Annotated in this window: 14 protein-coding genes; 9 read left to right on the plus strand and 5 right to left on the minus strand. The window is 56.8% G+C overall.

The annotated features are described in order from the left end of the window. On the minus strand, positions 1-202 hold a 202-nt coding region (locus V6N02_RS22090; RefSeq protein ID WP_371229816.1), incomplete at its 3' end, for a hypothetical protein. Positions 203-471: 269 nt separating this feature from the next. Next, positions 472-2019, minus strand: coding sequence for a hypothetical protein (locus V6N02_RS22095; protein WP_371229819.1), 1548 nt, complete (start codon positions 2017-2019; stop codon positions 472-474). Positions 2020-2327: 308 nt separating this feature from the next. Here V6N02_RS22095 and V6N02_RS22100 point away from each other — a divergent pair, with 308 nt between their 5' ends. The 7 genes from V6N02_RS22100 (at position 2328) to V6N02_RS22130 (ending at position 10514) form a co-directional block, all read left to right on the plus strand. Next, positions 2328-4070, plus strand: coding sequence for a hypothetical protein (locus V6N02_RS22100; RefSeq protein WP_371229822.1), 1743 nt, complete (start codon positions 2328-2330; stop codon positions 4068-4070). A gap of 254 nt (positions 4071-4324) precedes the next feature. Further along, positions 4325-6532, plus strand: a complete 2208-nt coding sequence (locus V6N02_RS22105; RefSeq protein WP_371229825.1) for a peptidase domain-containing ABC transporter — start codon at positions 4325-4327, stop codon at positions 6530-6532. A gap of 44 nt (positions 6533-6576) precedes the next feature. Next, a complete protein-coding gene (locus V6N02_RS22110) occupies positions 6577-7941 on the plus strand; it encodes an HlyD family type I secretion periplasmic adaptor subunit (protein ID WP_371229828.1) in 1365 nt (454 codons plus the stop codon). A gap of 32 nt (positions 7942-7973) precedes the next feature. Continuing rightward, complete coding sequence (locus V6N02_RS22115; RefSeq protein ID WP_371229831.1) at positions 7974-8621, plus strand: COG3904 family protein; 648 nt, start codon at positions 7974-7976, stop codon at positions 8619-8621. Between the two features lie 50 nt (positions 8622-8671). Further along, positions 8672-8980 (plus strand): hypothetical protein, encoded by a 309-nt coding sequence (locus tag V6N02_RS22120; RefSeq protein WP_371229834.1) that lies wholly within the window; start codon positions 8672-8674, stop codon positions 8978-8980. Between the two features lie 297 nt (positions 8981-9277). Beyond that, positions 9278-9976, plus strand: coding sequence for a M23 family metallopeptidase (locus V6N02_RS22125; protein WP_371229836.1), 699 nt, complete (start codon positions 9278-9280; stop codon positions 9974-9976). Between the two features lie 226 nt (positions 9977-10202). After that, entirely contained in the window at positions 10203-10514 is a 312-nt protein-coding gene (locus V6N02_RS22130) for a hypothetical protein (protein WP_371229840.1), read from the plus strand. 15 nt (positions 10515-10529) lie between these two features. Here V6N02_RS22130 and V6N02_RS22135 read toward each other — a convergent pair whose 3' ends face one another. Continuing rightward, positions 10530-11330 (minus strand): helix-turn-helix domain-containing protein, encoded by an 801-nt coding sequence (locus V6N02_RS22135; RefSeq protein ID WP_371229843.1) that lies wholly within the window; start codon positions 11328-11330, stop codon positions 10530-10532. Positions 11331-11481: 151 nt separating this feature from the next. On the opposite strand from V6N02_RS22135, the gene V6N02_RS22140 reads away from it, so the two are divergent. Further along, on the plus strand, positions 11482-13074 hold the full coding sequence (locus V6N02_RS22140) for an ABC transporter substrate-binding protein (protein ID WP_371229846.1): 1593 nt from the start codon (positions 11482-11484) through the stop codon (positions 13072-13074). A gap of 82 nt (positions 13075-13156) precedes the next feature. Then, positions 13157-14860 (plus strand): amidohydrolase, encoded by a 1704-nt coding sequence (locus V6N02_RS22145; protein WP_371229848.1) that lies wholly within the window; start codon positions 13157-13159, stop codon positions 14858-14860. A gap of 156 nt (positions 14861-15016) precedes the next feature. Here the strand turns inward: V6N02_RS22145 and V6N02_RS22150 are convergent, their stop codons facing one another. Together V6N02_RS22150 and ald are read right to left on the minus strand one after the other, a co-directional pair. Continuing rightward, positions 15017-16702 (minus strand): Na/Pi cotransporter family protein, encoded by a 1686-nt coding sequence (locus tag V6N02_RS22150; RefSeq protein ID WP_371229851.1) that lies wholly within the window; start codon positions 16700-16702, stop codon positions 15017-15019. Positions 16703-16852: 150 nt separating this feature from the next. Next, positions 16853-17971 (minus strand): alanine dehydrogenase, encoded by a 1119-nt coding sequence (ald, locus tag V6N02_RS22155; RefSeq protein ID WP_371229854.1) that lies wholly within the window; start codon positions 17969-17971, stop codon positions 16853-16855. Positions 17972-18277 lie beyond the last annotated feature (306 nt).

Consider the following 18277-nt stretch of genomic DNA (forward strand, 5'->3'; position numbering starts at 1 on the left):
AAGACCATCGAAACGCGACGCTTGCTCCACCGCAAATCCGCCGCATAATCACAACAACCAGATGCGCCAGACCCTCTCTTAGCTCAGGCCGCCATCTGTCCCAAAATCCCTGACGACGGACAGTGCCAACGAATTGGCCTTCTTCATCGTTCGCCTCGATTGCGCAGTTTACAAATGGGTGTTCTTCTTCTGCAATCAGCATGTTTGTAGACTTCCCGACTTTCCTAAATTTCAATGTGTGATTTTACCTGAGTTGTTGCATGTCGAATTTCAAGAACATCGGGGTCAAAGGTCAGTTCCAAATCTGGCAACTGGGTGCGCTAGCCCAGAGGGCCGAACGCTGCGTTGTCCCCGAACGATCTCGAAGCGCAGAAAGCGGACCTCACTGAGCAAAGGGCACGACTCAGAAAGACAAATTTTGAATCTCAAATCTGTCCCAAGGGCATTGACGTTAGACACTGCTGCAAGCGTCTACTCATCAAGCTCTTGAAGCAGGGCGTTGTAGGTGTCCTTGGCGAGGATTTCGGCCAGTAAGGATTCAAGTGGACGGTCATCGGAAACCCGGGTCTCATCAAATGCAATCGAGCCGGACCAAAGATTTTGTCCGTTGGACACCCGAATAAGCTCGGCAGATACGCTGTGTTCGTCCCCCTCCAGTGCTAGTGTACCGGAAAGCACAAATCGGGCACCGACCTCAGCGCCAAATTTCCGCATATCCATAATGCGCCCGCGATACTGGTGTGTGGCACCATGCGAAATCACGCTGAGATCAGGATTTTGCGTCAAATAGTAAATGGTGTGAACCGTCAAATCCTCTGCTTCTTCCAAATCCTCTGGATCGCCGGGAATGGCGGTCAATGGGAAGACAGCGATCAAGGCCTTTTCCTGGTCGACGTGAAGCTTGACCTCAGCCTGATCGAGCTCTGCGGAAAGGCGCGGCATCTCCACCGTGAAGTGGTAGGTTCCATACGCCACCACCGCGCAAACAAGCGCAATTGCGGATTTGCCAACAATACCCAACGTTCCAAACCTGGAGGTCGACGTTTGGAAATCATTTAAGCCCAGTACGTTCTGTGAAGTTTCAGGCGATTGCCCTAACTGAACGCCATATGCTCTGTACCGTCGGGATTTGTCTTGGGATAGACGACCGCCGATATAGGTGAAATGAACATTTTTGCGGCGATTGAACTGGTCGCATATGCTGCCGGTTACTCCAAAGTCGAACTGTGGTGGGGTCTCCATCATTGCGACCGCCTCATCCACCGCAGAACCAGTCAGCCCCTTCGGTCCGTCCTGAACGCTGCCAGAATCCAGGCCGATCCGGGCAAAACGTCCTTCTTGCTCGGGCGCCCCGGTGTTGCTGAATTTGAGATATTCCAAGACCGCAAGTGCTGCCGACAGAGCATCCTCCGCGATAGGAAATTCGTAGATCAGTGCATCGCCCGCGATACCGGAAAAAACGCCCTCATGTTTTTCAATAGTGGGGTTTATCAGATGCTGCGCAAATTTCAGGTTTTCGCCGACATCGAAATCACCCTGATATTTGATCGTGCGCTGGATATCCAAAGCGAGGATCGGTGCCATCCGCAGCTTATTTCGACGTGCCCGGGCAGTAACCAGGTCAGAGAAATACTCCTCGGCCTGAATCAATCTACTTTTTTCCAACGTATCGAACTGGACGCGATATCCCCCCTTGGGGAGCGATACGACGATCTCGTCTTGCGGGTGTTCTGAATAGTATTTCTCTAGCCGCTTGCGCAAGCGATTAGCCTCAACCCGCACCTGCGAGCTGTTTTTTGGATCGTAGTCGTCGCCCTTTTCGAACACGTCCTGCGCGATCGTGAATTCCTTCAGCTGATCGCTGCGCTCTTCCAGAGTTTCGGTGACGATATATCGCAAAAAACTCTGCATGCGTTGCGAGTTGGTAAACGCATCGCTGGACAGAATTTTTTCAAGCTGTTCAAAGACTGCCTCACGGGTTAGCTCACACTTCAGCGTCATCGATGGATTCTCTGGCATCCTGTCAAACGCGCCCCTACAAACGAATCGTTTTCCCCGAATCAAGTGTGTAACAGTTACATCTAACATCGGAAATGTTTCTTGTTTTCACAGGCAAAATGTTACCTCGTGCCGTCAATTTAGTTAACACGGCAATTAACGATGACGTACCATGCCCGACTAACTCCAAGGCAACGGTTCTAACCCTGTCCGCCCCACGATCCTGAGTTCTTAATGAGGTCAGCGCGGCTTTCCACTCTGCGGCGCGAACCACTCAACAAGAATGATTGTCTGGTGCCAATCCCGGGCACCGGAAGGAGAAAAGAAACATGGCTACTCACGACAAGTTCCCCGGCGCAGATGCCGTGACGGATGAACTGAAACTCGATGGCATCGTCAAAGGCGACATCTCGAAAGCGGGCGAAACCGACTGGATCAAGGTCCACCTGGTCAAAGGACAGGGCTACAAACTGGTCGTGACCGGGAAAAACTCGCGCATGGGCACGTTGGAAGACCCGACCCTGCAGGTCTTCGGCGCCGATGGAAAACCCACAAAAGGGATTTTCTTCAACGATTTCATCACGAACTCCAACCGTATTCGTCGATCCGACGAATTCCGCGGCTTCGTCTTCAGCGGTGAGACCGGAGACTATTACCTGAAGGTTGGCAGCCGAGACGCGGCCAAGACCGGGAGCTATTCGGCCCATATCCGCCATGTGGTGGAGGGTGCAGATGAATACACAACCGTGGGCACCCTCGATCCCAAGACCGGGCTTTACCCCGTTCCCAAAGATCTGACCCCTCTGAAAGATGGTGCGTCGATCAAAGGCTCGTTGAACCGCATCCTGGGCACAGAGGATTCGGATTCCTTCAAAGTGAACCTGGTGAAAGGCCGCACGTACACGTTCGACGCGTCACCGGACGGATCGAAAGGTCTTCCCCTGACCACGGGCGTCTCGCTTGAGCTGTTCTCGCAGGACGGAAAGCTAGTCAAGGACGTCCCTGCCGCCCCTACCGGCTGGGACAGCAAACTGACCTTCACGGCCAAAGAGTCCGGTTCCTATGCTCTGCGTGTGAACGGCGGCATCTATCCGACAGGCGAATACAAGGTCTCGATGTCCTCGGTGGGTCCGGCCCCCAAGGATGACGCGGCAGGCGATGCGACCACCAAGCGTAGCGCCAAGCTTGGCGAAGTGCTGTCGGGCAATATCGAGACCTCGGGTGATCAGGACTGGGTCAAGGTGCGCCTTGAAAAAGGCAAGCAGTACCAGCTTCTGGCCGCTGGTGCAGCGTCGGGCAACGGAACGCTGAACGATCCGCAGATCGACATCGTCGACGCAAAAGGCAACCTTGTCAGCCCTGAATGGGGCAGGCAGGACTGGGGTCAGGGCAAGGACGAGCTGCGGCGCTATTCGCATATCTTCCATGAAACGGGCGACTATTACATCCGCGTCAGAAGTGGCGACACCGCCGGAACCGGATCCTATAAGTTTGCGGTGCGTGAACGTCCTTCCCGCGACGATGGCGATGCGACCTTCAGCAACTTCAAGAACTATCTGAGCGAAGGCGACAGCGCGAAAGGCACGCTGGTCATGGGTGATACCGACCAGTATCAGGCCTATCTGACCAAGGGACGGCAATACAGCTTTACCCTTGAGGCGGACAATTCCGGCGCAGCCGGGATCGAGCGTCGGCCGGACATCAAGGTTCTGGACGGGCTGGGCAACGCCATCAATGCAAAAGTGAGCACCGCAAACGGCAAAACCACCGTGACCTTCACGGCGTCGCAAACGGATTACGCGTATTTCAAGTTCTCGAATCCGACCTTCCTTGATGGTGGTGACTACAAGGTCAGCTTGTCAGGCAAAGCGGCTCCGGCTCCGAAAACGGTAAGCCTTGCCAGCCTTTCGCCACATGTCCGCGCCGATGCTGCTCAGGCGGGTGCCGAAGCGTCCAGCCCGTCGCCACTCAGAAGCGTGGCTTCCGGGCTTGGTGTCCGTCAGTCGGTTTCCGGCCTGCGTCGTCCGGATGATCGCTCGTTGTCCGGTGCGGCAGGTCTGGCTTCAAGCTGAGTTCAGAGGGTGCGCCGTCAGACAAAACCTGTCGGCGCACGTTGACTCGTGCCAGCAATGTTTCTGCGGGTTTCCGCCACTCACGACATCAGACTACCCGCAGAGGTCGGAGGCAGGATGACTCCAGCCAGCCTCCGAATTGCAACCGCTCGCCCCCCCTAAGCTGAGCGGCTCCCCCCGGACCCTTCTGGCACGCTAAGGCCAGAAGGGTCCGGAACCCAGAAATGAACACCGATCGGCCGGAGGGCAAAAAAATGACCAACTCATCTGCACCTGCACAGGACAAGGCGACCGAGGCGGTTTCCGGCCCGGCCGGATTTGCGGCACTAGACTGCTTCGTAACGCTTGCCCGTGAATTTGGTCTGCGCCTGAACGTAGACCGGTTGGTCCACGAATACGGGCTGACCTCTACCGGTCTGCGGACATCAAAGCTATTGCAGATCATCCGCAAAAGCGGTTGCACCGCTCGCCAGATCAGTTCCGACTTTGATCGTTTGCAAAGCTTATCGGGCGCTTTGCCTGCGTTGGTGCCGCTTGTCGATGGCGGATGTATCATCCTGCTGGGCGTAGAATCCGGCGACTCCCCCGGTGAAGAGGCTCGTGCGGTCGTTTTCGACCCGCATGCGAATACCGGGGATATCGAGGCCCTGCCGCAACGGGAATTCGAGGCACGCTGGAGCGGCAAACTGATCCTGGTCAAGCGACGCCACAAGATCACCGATACGGAGCGTCCGTTCAATCTGATGTGGTTCGTGCCCGAACTTTGGCGCGAACGCAGAGCATTTCGCGATGTGCTGATCGCGGCCGCCATGCTGGTGCTGGTCAGCCTGTCGACTCCGATCTTCTTCCAGATCGTTGTGGACAAGGTGCTGGTGCATCAGAGCGTGTCAACCTTGACCGTGCTGACCATTGGGGTCGCCATCGCAATCCTGTTCGAGGCGACGTTCACCTTCGTGCGGCAATACATTCTGCTGTTTGCCACGCAAAAGGTCGATGTACGCATCACAATGCGCGCCTTTACCCATCTGCTGAAACTGCCGATCGACTTTTTCGAACAGCAATCGGCGGGTGTGCTGACCAAACACATGCAGCAGCTTGATGTGATCCGCCAATTTTTGACCGGGCGACTTCTGGTCAGTGCGATTGACGTGCTTTCGCTGATCGTCTTTCTGCCCGCGCTGATCTTTTACAGTGGCAAGCTGACCCTGCTTGTTCTGGGTTTCGGCGGGCTGACAGCGTTTTTCATATTCTGCATGCTCGGGCCGTTCCGGAACCGTTTGCAGCGGCTTTACGCCGCCGAAGGCGCGCGCCAGTCGCTGTTGGTGGAAACCATTCACGGGATGCAGACCGTCAAAGCCTTGTCGCTGGAACCACAGCGCAGGAACACTTGGGAAACCACTGCCGTCAACGCGGTCGAGACCAGTGTCGATGTGGGCAAGATGTCGGCAGCGTTGCAATTCGTCATCCAGATTCTGCAAAAGCTGATGCTGATTGCAATCATCGCCATCGGCGCTTTCGACGTCTTTGCCGGAATTCTGACCGTTGGCGCGCTTATTGCTTTCCAGATGCTCGCCGGTCGGGTTGCCGAGCCGTTGATCCAATTGGTCGGACTGCTGCACGAGTATCAGGAAACCGCGCTTTCGGTTCGGATGTTGGGCAACATCATGAATCATCCGCAGGAACCTCAGGCGGCGGGCGGCGCACAGGTCGTTATCGAGGGCGAGATCGAGTTCGATGATGTCACATTCCGCTATCCGCGCAGCCCGCAGCCGTCGCTGGATGGTCTGAGCTTCAAGATCGAGGCCGGAACGATGGTCGGGCTCGTCGGGCGGTCGGGGTCAGGTAAAACCACGGTGACCAAGCTATTGCAGGGCCTGCACCAGCCGCAGGCCGGGTCGATCCGGATCGACGGCATAGACTCACGCGAGCTGGATATCGCCCATTTGCGCCGCAACACTGGCGTGGTCCTGCAAGAAAGCTTTCTGTTTCGTGGCACGATCCGTGACAATATCTGCATCAGCGCACCAACTGCCACGGATGAACAGATCTTCAATGCGGCCCGGATGGCGGGTGCGGATGAGTTCGTCCAGCGCCTGCCCAAAGGCTATGACACCGAACTGGACGAAGGCGCGCCGAACCTGTCGGGCGGCCAGAAGCAACGGCTGTCGATTGCCCGCGCCCTGTTGAGCGATCCCAGGATTCTGATCCTTGATGAGGCAACATCGGCGCTGGACCCGGAAAGCGAAAGCATCATTCAGGAAAACCTGGAAATGATCCGTCAGGGCCGCACCGTGATCATGGTGTCGCACCGGCTGGCCTCGATGGTCAAATGCGATGAGATTCTGGTTCTTGATCAGGGCAAGACCGCCGGGCTTGGGCCTCATGACGCCCTGATGGAAAGCTGCCCGATCTACTGGAACCTCTGGATGCGCCAGAACAGCTACATGACAGCAGCCGAATAGCCGACTCAATCAATAATCTCGACAGAGAAGTTCGGAGAACCGAGATGTCAAAGACCAAAACCCCAATTGCCAAGCGCACACCGCCCGGTGAGGCCGTTGATTTCCTGCCCGACGCGGACCGGATCGAACAGCGCCGCGCACCGGCGCTGGCCCGCAGCGTACTTTACCTGATCGCGGTGCTTATCGTGGCACTGGTGACCTGGGCCAGCGTCAGCAGCATCGACAGCTATGTCACGGCGCGTGGCAAGATCATCACTGTCGGCAACCATGTCGTACTGCAGCCGCTGGAAACGTCGATCGTGCGCGAGCTGAATGTCAGGAAAGGTCAGGTCGTTGAAAAGGGCGAGGTTCTCGTTGCGTTCGACCCGACGTTCTCAGCTTCAGACGAAATGCGTCTCCGGGCGGAATTGTCGAAGCTGACCGCAAAGCTCGACCGGCTTGGCGCGGAAAGCCGCGAGGAACCCTTTGAACCGGTCAGGGCAAGTGAAGATGCGCTGCAGGAACAGGATTTGAACACACGCAACCGGGCCGAACGCGCTGCCCGCGTTGCAGAAATGGAATCGCGACGTTGGTTGCTCGCAGCGTCGTCGCAGCGTCTGCGCCGGGATGCGGCACAGCTTCAGGAGCAGCTCAACGTGATGCGCGAGCTTGAGGGCATGAAAGAAAAGCTGACGGAGAATGGCAACACCAGCCGCGCGGCATTTCTGAAACAGCATCTGAGTACGTTGACTATCGAGCGGCAGCTGACGGCGACAAGGCAGCAGCTTGCCGAGATTAGCGCGGAAATCGACGGTGTCGAACGTGCACTGGAGAGTTTCGCCGCGCAATGGAAACGCAAAGTCCTTGAAGACCTGATCGCCACCCGCACCCGCCGCGACGCAGTGCAGGAAGAATTACGCAAAGCAACCCGACGCAGCGCAACCTCGACAATCGAGGCGCCGTTTCAGGGTTTTGTTCTGGATGTGGCCGACCGGAACACCGGATCGGTGGTCAGCGCCGCCGAAGGTGTTGTTACTTTGGTGCCGACCGATCAGGATTTGCTTGCCGAAATATGGATTCCCGCCCGCGACATCGGCAAAGTGTCGGTTGGTGACCACGTCCGTATCAAGATCGAATCCTTTCCCTTCCAGAAACACGGGCTGGTCGAAGGCCGGATAGAATCGCTGAGCGGCGACAGTTTTGTCGGCGCACGCGACGGCAACACCGCGGTTGCCCCCGGCGAGGTTCACTATCTGGCCCGGGTCTCGATTCCGCCGATTGAGAAGGTTCTGACCAATCTGCCGAAAGGCTTCCGCGCCCTTCCCGGCATGACCCTGAACGCCGAAGTGCAGGTCGGCCAGCGCCAGGTCATCTCATATTTCCTTTACCCGGTGTTCCGCATGCTCGACGAGAGCATCCGCGAAACCTGAGGCGGTGCGCAGAAGAAGAAAGGGCTCAGAGGATGAGTAACACATTAAAAATGCTTGGAATTGTGGGAATATTGCTCGCGGCTGCCTGCGAGGGCGATACACATGCCGAGGAACAGTTCAGCATCACGGCATCGGGCGACACCTTGATACTGGACGGGGTTATCGACACGTCCACGCCAGAAATCGTGGCAGGCGCGCTGCGCGAAAGACCGGATATCCGGGTTGTCACCTTGCGAAATATCCCCGGATCGGACGATGACGAAGCAAACCTGGAACTGGCCAGGATGCTGCGGGCCGCAGGGGTGTCCACGATCATTCCACCCGGCGGAATGGTTGCCTCGGGCGGCACCGACCTGTTTCTTGCCGGTGTGACTCGGGTCGCTGCCCCGGATGCGTGCATTGGTGTGCACAGCTGGGCCGTAAGCGGTTTTTTCGGATCAGAGCAAGGCCGGGATCTGCCAAGGGACGATCCGGAACATCAGCTTTATCTGGCATACTATCGCGAAATGGGAATTCACTCTGATTTCTATTGGTACACGCTGAACAGTGCAGATGCAGACCATATCCACTGGATGAATGCGTCGGAGATCAACAGCTTTGGTCTGACCACAACGCCCGTTCGCTCTGGTGAAACTCTCGAGTTAACTCAGAGGCGGTGCAATGTCGCGCTAAATGAATGACACTCGCCCCCCGCTAACCTCGTAAACCTGCATTTAGGGAAGTAAAATCAATGAAAAACCCAATCTTTCTATTGGCTGGAGCCATCGCTCTTTCGGGTTGCCTTCAAAGCGAAGAATGGAGCAAGGCCGAGGGCAAGGTCGTTGATGTTGAAGCCCTGGACGGAGGAAGGATGGCGTACACCCTGCAATACGAAGTGCCAGACAGCACAGCCGTCGATAGCGCGGGCAATCCGATCAATGGCTCAATCACCCAGCACGTTTTTGTCGAGTCCGTCGATGGGCCAGCCGTTGGCGACACCGTTCTTCTGGAATACATGCGGGACGAACCCGTGGTGTACCGCCTGTCTCGGTCAGAGTGACGGTTTGCCAACAACCAAACGCAAACTGAAAGACTGCTGTGCGACAACCAAAACAGGCGCGTTTGTCCTCGCTGTCTTTTCGGCCGCCCCACCGGTCGCTTTCTCGGGGATAGGGATGAAAACTTCTGAGTTGTGGCAAAATTTATTGATCCGACCCATCTTCAACTGCTCCACGGGCGCCCGTAGCCTCATTATTGCACCCTCGCGTATCAGCGCAGGCCCCGGTGTAATAAGATCGCGCGGGACCGATCTTGAGAGCAGACAGGCAACCCTTTTTGCATTGATCAAAAGCGACTCATGATATCCCGCCTCGTTCAGCCAAGTCTTGCATTGCTGGTTTTCGCAACCTGCGGTGCGACGGATGGACGGGCGGAAACAACCCCAGTTTATCCGACACATATGTCTTGCGGGAAGATCAGTTCGGGCTACAGCGACCTGAGGGACCTGGACGGTACTCTACGTGATCGTCCTCACACGGGCATCGATCTGGGTGAAATAGGAGACACGGTCATTGCACCGGCCCATGGTAGAATCCTGGCGATTTGGTCCGTGGATCATGGCTGGGGGCGGGATTGGAACCTGTTGATCCTTCATAAGGCCACTGATCTGAATCTTCCGGAGACCGGGCACGTCTATCTGAGTGAGTTCAATCATCTTCAGCGTCGCGACATGCCACACCTCTATGTCGGAGAAGAATTGCAACGTGGTCGCCCGATCGGCCGCGTGCGACACCCGGGTGACAATAGAAAATTCAGGGGCGAAGTGCATCTGGAGGTATACAAACTATCCGAAAGTCGCTTGTCCGAAACCAGGTGGCTGAAGGAAAAGGGGTTGCGCTACTGGTGGAATGGAGATGCTGAACTGATCGACCCATTATGGATGTTGACGCGCAACAATGCCGAAACAGGTGTAGTGGCACTTTTCGATCCTGAGACACAGGATCGGCGATTCAGTGGCTTTGTCTACCCGCTGTTGTGTCTCGAAAACGAACCTTAGTCTATTGGCGATGTCATTCGCTTTGAACACTGCAACAGTTTGGCAGCTGGAGTCGCACCTCCGTTCGGGCGCCAATAAAACCGTCAAAGCCAATATTTTTCAGTAATTTACAGCTGTATCGCGGTTTTCTAACTACCTCTCAAACCACCCGTTGATCTACACAAGCCAGCGAATACGTGGCTACTCAAAAGGATGCCGCCTTTTAGGTGGCTTGGCGGAAACAGCGATGGGGGAACGACAGAAAGATGTATCGATCTCCGAGATGATGCAGGGAATTCACGGGTCGGTTTCCATAATCGGCTATGACGGTCTGCCGATCAATGAAAATGGCCTCGCCAGGATGGTACGGCTTGCCTACGAACTGCCGCGCTATCACAACGCCGAACTGCATCAGGATGCCGTATCGGAATTTCGAAACATAGTTGAAAAACAGTGTTATGGTCAGCAACTTCTGGCCGGCTTTGTTCCAAGATTGACATCCCCGTACCGCGACCCGACACAATATCGGCATACCCGAAGGCCTGATCGAAGGCCTTGAGGTTGTTATCTCGGGTCATGACAGGATATGGTTGGACGCTTTCGAAGGCATCTGATCTTGCGGGTCGCTCAAAAACGCGCGCACGGTTGGATCAATGCTGCGGCTTTGATGCGGATAGGTGCCACAGGCTTTCAGAGCGTCCCGCAAAGCGACCTTGCTATCTATGCGTTTCCAGATGGCGCGGGACGCGTAGGGGCTGACATGGGGGCGCCATGCAACGCCCATCGTCATACCCCGCAGAAACCTGACCTGCTGGCGGTGCGAGGGCGTCAGGATTGTCTCGACGATGCTGCCGTCCCGTACCATTTCATGTTCGACCACGTAAATGCGGTTGCCCCGTTTTGAAACCATGCCTTCATAGCGTGATTTCTGTTCGACGCTGCCGTCCCTGGCGATCACGCGTTCCACAGAGCGGGACATCACATACCCATCCTTTTCGTATAGCCAAATCAGGCTGCGCAGGATCATGCCGTCCCAGGTGGGGGTCATGAAATGAGAATGGTAGAAGCCCAGATATCTGCGCAGCGCCTGCATCTGATCCCGAAAGGGGCCGATCATCAAATCGACAGGGCCGCTTGCGGTGCGCTTTTGGTTCAGGATGTGCCGGCGGGTGAACTCGCCATGATCCGAAAACAGTTCCGCCTCGGTCAGATCGAAATGACGTGCAATGCGGCGCAGGTTGTGCGCCGAGGGCATGCCCCCGCCATTGAGATAGCGGTTGAACTGTTGGCGATTGATTCCAATCTCGCGACACACTTGCGCGATGGAGCCGTAATCGGCGCATATGCTGCGCAGGTTCTGCGAAAAATCTTCCATAAGGCCTGCATTTATTTCGTGAGTGTAAGTGAACTAGCTTCTATTTGCTTACAGTTAAATAAACCTGCGAAGTTTAAATTATCAAGAAGAATGACGACCCTGAGTGCATGACAAGGATATGCGCCAAGAGCGCCTTCGGGAGAATCAAGACATGAATGCACAGGATAAACATGCGAAATGGCTGTTGAGCCAGGTTGAAAAAGGCAGCATGTCGCGCCGCGAATTTCTTGGCCGCAGCACGGCCCTGGGGATGGCGCTGAGCGTCGGAACAGGGCTTTTCAGTCAGGCCCGCGCCGCGACACCCAGCAAAGGGGGCCATATGCGGCTTGCCATGGGGCATGGCTCCACATCTGATACGCGCGACCCGGCCACGCTGACCAACGGGTTGCAATGGGTTGTGGCCTACGGTGTTGCCAACACGCTGACCGAGCTGGATGCGCAGGGCAATCTGGTGGGATCGCTGGCCACCGAGTGGAGCTCGTCCCCCGATGCCAAGGTCTGGACCTTCAAACTGCGTGACGGTGTGGAATTCCACAATGGCAAGACGATGACGGCCGAGGACGTCATTGCCTCGATCAACTATCACCGTGGCGAAGACTCGACCTCGGTCGGCAAGCCGGTGATGGACGCGGTGACCGAGATCAAGGCGGATGGCAACACCATCGTGGTGACCCTGTCTGAAGGAAATGCGGACTTCCCGTTCAACTTCAACGAGGCGACATTTGGCATCTATCCCACCAAGGATAACAGCATCGACTGGGAAGGTGGTGGATCAGGCGGCTATATCCTGAAAAGCGAGCAGCCCGGACGGCACTACGAATTCGAGCGCAACCCGAACTACTGGAAAGAGGGCGCGGCCCATGCGGATTCGATTGAGCTGCACTCGATCACCGATCCTGCCGCCCGCCAGAACGCGCTGATCACCGGCGAAGTGGATTGCATCGACCGGGTCGAGCTGAAGACCCTGGCGCTGATGTCGCGCACACCGGGTGTGATCATCGAAGAAGGCGCCGGGCCGCTGCATTACACCTTCCCGATGATGACCAAGATGGCGCCGTTCGATAATCTTGAACTGCGCAAGGCATTGAAATTCGCGATCAACCGTCAGGACATTGTCGACAAGATCCTGTTTGGCCATGGCGTGGTGGGCAATGATCATCCCATCGGACCCTCTTATCGCTATCACGCGGCGGATATTGAACAGAACAGCTATGATCCCGACAAAGCCCGGCACCATATGGAGAAATCCGGTCTGGGCGATATCGAAATAAACCTCAGTGCCTCGGATGCGGCCTATAGCGGCGCGCTGGATGCGGCCGTGCTGTTCCAGGCCTCGGCCAAGGACGCAGGCATCAACATCAATGTCGTGCGTGAACCCAATGATGGCTATTGGTCGGACGTGTGGATGAAGAAGCCCTGGAGCGCCAGCTATTGGGGTGGCTATCCCACCGAAGACACCATGCTCTCAACCGGGTTCGCACCGGGGGCGGCGTGGAATGACACGCAATGGGATCACCCGAAGTTCAACGAGTTGCTGGTGGCGGCACGCGCCGAACTGGATGAAGGCCTGCGGGCGGAAATGTACCGCGACATTCAGATCATCCTGCGGGATGAAGGCGGTAACATCGTTCCGATGTTCGCCAACGAGGTCCATGCCCGCAACGATAAGATCGCTCATGGCGACCTGTCCTGGGTCCGTGGGTTTGACGGCCGGCGTATTTTGGAACGCTGGTGGATGGTGTAGCCTGCTCCCGGGCTGCCAAAGCCTTCCGCGCTGTTGCCGGCGCGGGAGGCGTTTCATCTAACAGGCTGGGTGAGGGAGACGTATGAGCCATCGGCAAACCCTGTATGTAAACGGCACCATCCTGACGATGGATGATGCAAATCCCGAGACCGACGCGGTTCTGACGCAGGATGATCGTATCCTTGCCGTGGGTGCAGAAGCGGATCTGCGTCACCAGGCAGAGGCAGGTGTCGCCGTACATGATCTGCAAGGCTGCACGATGTTGCCCGCCTTTATTGATCCGCATGGTCATTTCCCTGATCCCGGCTTCATTAAGCTTTTTCGTGTCGACCTGGCCGCCCCGCCCAGAGGGGATTGCACCGATATGAAAACCGCGATCCGACGGCTGCGCGCGAAAGCGGCCGAGACACCCAAGGGCGAGTGGGTGATGGGCGTGCTGTTTGACAACACCGCCATCTCTGAGCGCCGCATGCCCACCCGCGCCGAGCTGGACAGCGTCTCGACCGATCACCCGGTTTGGGTGCTGCACGCCTCCGGGCATGTCGGGACAGCCAATTCCTACACGTTGCGTTTGCAGGGCATCGACCGCCATACGCCTGACCCGGTGGGTGGCCGTTTCGGACGCGACCCCGAAACCGGTGCGCTGACCGGCGTGATTGAAGGCATCTCCGCGATGGGCGCGATGGGGAATACCGATTTCCTGATTGATCGCACACGCTTCTGGGACGGGTTTGCGGCCTGCCGTGACGAATATCTGGCCCATGGCGTGACCTATGCGCAGAATGCGTGGGCCTCGCTGGACCTGTTAACGCATTTCGCCAGCCTGCCCGAGGGCACCGATCCCGGCATTGACCTGATGCTGCTGCCCATCGGCGAGTTGGAGCCGGGCCTCAGCCAGGGGGATACCCCGCTCGACTGGCCCGAGACGCCGTATTTCAGCCTTGGCCCCCGCAAACTGTTCACCGATGGCGCTTTCCAGATGCAGACCGCCTTTCTCTCCGCGCCGTATCACAAGCCATCCAACGGGGATGCGCCGAACGGGATGACCTATGTGGAGCGCGACACGCATATGCGCGAGGTGCGCAAGCTGCACGAGTTGGGGTTTCAAATCCATTGCCATTGCAACGGCGATGCGGGTTCGGACATGTTTCTCGATGCTGTCGAAGCCGCGTTAGAGGTCGCCCCCCGCACCGATCACCGCCACACCATCATTCATGGGCAGGTTCTGCGCGATGATCAATTGCAGCGCATGGCGCGCCTTGGCGTCACGGTCAGCTTCTTCTCGGCCCATATCCATTTTTGGGGGGATCGCCATCTGGATACATTTCTGGGGCCCCAGCGGGCTGCGCGCATTTCGCCTGCAGGATCTGCCGAACGCTTTGGTGTCCGCTACACACTTCACAATGATGCCTCTGTCACCCCAACCCGGCCACTGCATCTTGCCCATTGCGCGGTGAACCGGCTCAGCGCATCAGGGCAGTCTCTGGACGATAACCAGAAGATTTCGGCCTTTGCCGCGCTGCGCGCCCAAACCATCGATGCCGCCTGGCAAGTGTTTCAAGAGCACGAGCGCGGCTCGATCACAAAAGGGAAACTGGCCGATTTTGTCGTATTGTCCGGCAATCCGTTGGAACACCCGGCTGAAATCCAGAACCGCAAAATCCTGTTCACCATCCGCCGGGGACAATGCGTTTTTCAGGCATCCGAAGCCTCTTTGTCGCCGCGCCAAGCGCCTGTGGATGGCCATGAAAAGCCTCATGCGGATTCAGAGGCTGCCGCGCCCTGACGCCAACCCGGGGCGCGTCTTGCCCTCGTCACCAGATATCCCGGGTCATGCTCATGACCTACCCCGCGCCAACGGCAGCGCAAAGGCGTCTGTGTTCCGTTCTCAAAGCTGCAGCATTGGTCGTTTTGAACTCACAGCAGGACAGCGTACTTAAACCTACCCCGGTTTCCCGGTGTCATCGATGTCTATACTTTCGATCAGACGCGTTTCCAGAAGCTGGCCGCCACGGAGCAGAATGGGATAGGCCACGGCCGCTATCTGACTGTTCAGGTCTTTGAGCGCGCGAAGTGTTTCAAGATGGATATTGCTGGATTCGAAGCTTATTTGTGCCCCGGACTGAAGCCGGCCCAGATGCTTTTCCCGGCTGGTTCGTTCGTTGACGGCACATTCCGTCTTTTCTTCGAGCAACAACCGCGCACTTTCAAGATCATCCGAAATCAGTACGTTTGCAGCCAATGAAACATTGGACAATACCTGCTCATGCAGCCTGCAAAGTTCACCAAATCCTTCCTTTGAGAACTTCACCTGTTCCTTGGATTTCTGCATTGCCCGCGGCACCAGTCGCTTCACTACAATATCGCCCGCCGATTCAATCGCGATGGCATATTCCACCAATTCACGGCTAAGCTCGCTCTGTTCGTCGGTCATGGAGTCCTGCGGCATGTTGGCGACAAATTTGCGCACGCCATCCAGTGCATCGTTGAGATTCTGGTCTTCGCGGATGATCGAACGCGCGTGCTGTTTGTCACCCGATCGATAAACATCCATCACGGGTTTAAGCATGCCTTCGCACAGATGCAGCATCCGAAGGACTTCGCGACGCAGCGACGCCAGCGCCAGCGCGGGTGTATCCAGAACGCCTTCATCCAGCGCCGAACGGTGTTCTTCCTCTTGTTTCGCAGGCTTTTCGGCAATGTCGGGTAGCAATCCCGTAAAGACGCGCTCCAGTTGCTCAACAAACGGGAGGGCAAGCACCAGCAATGTCAGATTGAATGCCAGGTGCACATTCACGAGGGTCTGACCCGCCGAGGAAACGGCCAGATACGGTATTACCGGAACGTGGTTAACAAAAAGAAGTGTGGCAAAGGCCCAAAGTCCCCGCAGGGTCATGTTTGCCAGCGGGGGTCTGCGGGCTGCAGGTGACATGCCCCTGCTAAGCCAGACAGGGATCAAACCGGACCCGAGATTCGCCCCGAGAACCAGCGACACGCCAGCTTCGACAGGAACGGTCTCGATTGCAACGAGGGTGACGCACATCAGGATAACGGCCACGCTGGAATGCATGACAAACGCCAATGCCGCGCCGACCAGAAATGCGGCGATGAAATCACGCGCAAGAAAACCCGCGATTGCAGGAAGAAATGAACTGTCCCGGATCGGATCCATCGTTTCGCGCAGGAACCGCAGCGAAATGAGGATAAACGCGATCCCAAGAATGATGCGGCCTGCCTGTTTGGCGCCTCGCCTTTCCGATTTGACAAACGCAAACCCGCCAATTCCCAGCAATAGCGGCACCAGCCAGTCAAGCGGGAAGGACAGGATCTGGATCAGCAAGGCCGATCCAAGATCCGCCCCCAGAATGACGGCTAGACCGACAGGAAATGACAGTTCGGCGGCGCCAGCAAAGCCAGCGACAAGCAACGCAACGGCCGCAGAACTTTGCAGCACCAACGCCAGACCCAATCCGGAGGCAGCCGATACAAGTGAATTGGATTTTTGTGTGACAACCCGGCGAAACCCCGATCCGAAAGCGCGTTCGATCCCGGTGCGCACCATCCGCACCGAGTAAAGCAGCAACATCGTCGCGCCAAAGAGTTGTACAAGAAAGGAGAGGATCGCCATGGTAATCTGTTCCCTCACGCTGCCCACTCAGCAAGAGTGGCTATGCAAACGAATGGCCTTCAGCATGTTCAGCAAGCCGTTCGTGCGGGCTATTTCCGGCATCTGCGGGGGCTGGCCTGGTTTCGGATCACCAGGCCAGACCGGTTGCGATCAGCTTGCCAATACCGTTGCGGTCGGCACGTGGTCATAGCCCAGATCATCTGCGACCGCTTGGTATGTGACTTTGCCCCCTGCAACATTCAGGCCATTTGCAAGACGCGCGTCATCAGCCAGCGCCTTTTTCCATCCCTTGTTGGCGATTGCAATGGCGTGCGGCAACGTGGCGTTGTTCAGTGCATATGTCGACGTTCGCGCCACGGCGCCGGGCATGTTGGCAACACAGTAGTGCACGACGTCGCCAACCATATAAGTGGGATCCGCGTGCGTGGTCGCTTTCGACGTTTCAAAGCAACCGCCCTGGTCGATTGCAACGTCGACAACAACGGCACCGGGCTTCATCTTGCCAATCAGGTCGGCTGTGACCAGTTTCGGGGCCGCGGCGCCAGGGATCAGTACGGCACCGATGACCAGATCCGCTTCTTTGACATGAGCTTCAAGCGCCGCTTTTGTCGAGAAGACGACCTTGGCAGACGCCTCGAAATGATTGCTGAGCTTTTCCAGAACAGCCGGATTGCGGTCAAGGATGGTTACATCGGCATGCAATCCCACGGCCATTTGAGCGGCGTTAAATCCAACAACCCCTCCACCGATGACAACAACTTTGGCAGGGGCAACGCCGGGCACACCGCCCAGCAGCACGCCACTGCCGCCCTTGGCTTTCTCCAGCGCATTTGCACCGGCCTGGATCGACATTCGGCCCGCAACCTGGCTCATCGGTTTCAATAGCGGCAGGCCACCGGACCCATCTGTGACCGTTTCATATGCTATGCAGACCGAACCGGATGCGACCAGATCTCTGGTTTGCTCGGGGTCCGGGGCAAGGTGCAGATATGTGTAGAGAATCTGTTCTTCGCGCAGTTTGGCGCGTTCGACAGCCTGTGGCTCTTTTACCTTCACGATCATATCGGCGGTTGCGAAGACTTCATCAGCCGTCTCGACGATTTTTGCACCGCTCGCGACATAGGCATCATCACCTGCGCCGATACCGGCACCCGCGCTGGTCTCGACGATCACCGAATGACCGTGCGCGATCAGTTCGGCGGCACTCTCAGGCGTCAATCCAACACGATACTCGTGGTTTTTGATTTCTTTCGGGACCCCGATAAGCATTTATCTGTTCTCCTTTGGGCGTAAGGTAGGGTGATAGCTGGCAACGGTTGGGTGTTCTGTTATCCATGCTCAACCAGGCAGGCGCAGCCGTAACCATCCTTCGACTGCGTGTGATGCGAAGGAAGTCAGGAAAAAAAGCGGGGCCCTATGGGAGGCAGGGCCCCGTAGTTTGGGAGATATGTTTCACCTTGGCCATGGCATTGAGTATGTTTTGACGTTTGTGAAGAACTTCATGGCTTCTGTGACGCCTTCTTTGACGGCGTTACCGGAGTCTTTGATGCCGCCGAAGGGGGAGGTTTCGATGCG

Origin of the sequence: Roseovarius conchicola (assembly GCF_041403425.1) — a bacterium.
Lineage (GTDB): Bacteria > Pseudomonadota > Alphaproteobacteria > Rhodobacterales > Rhodobacteraceae > Roseovarius > Roseovarius conchicola.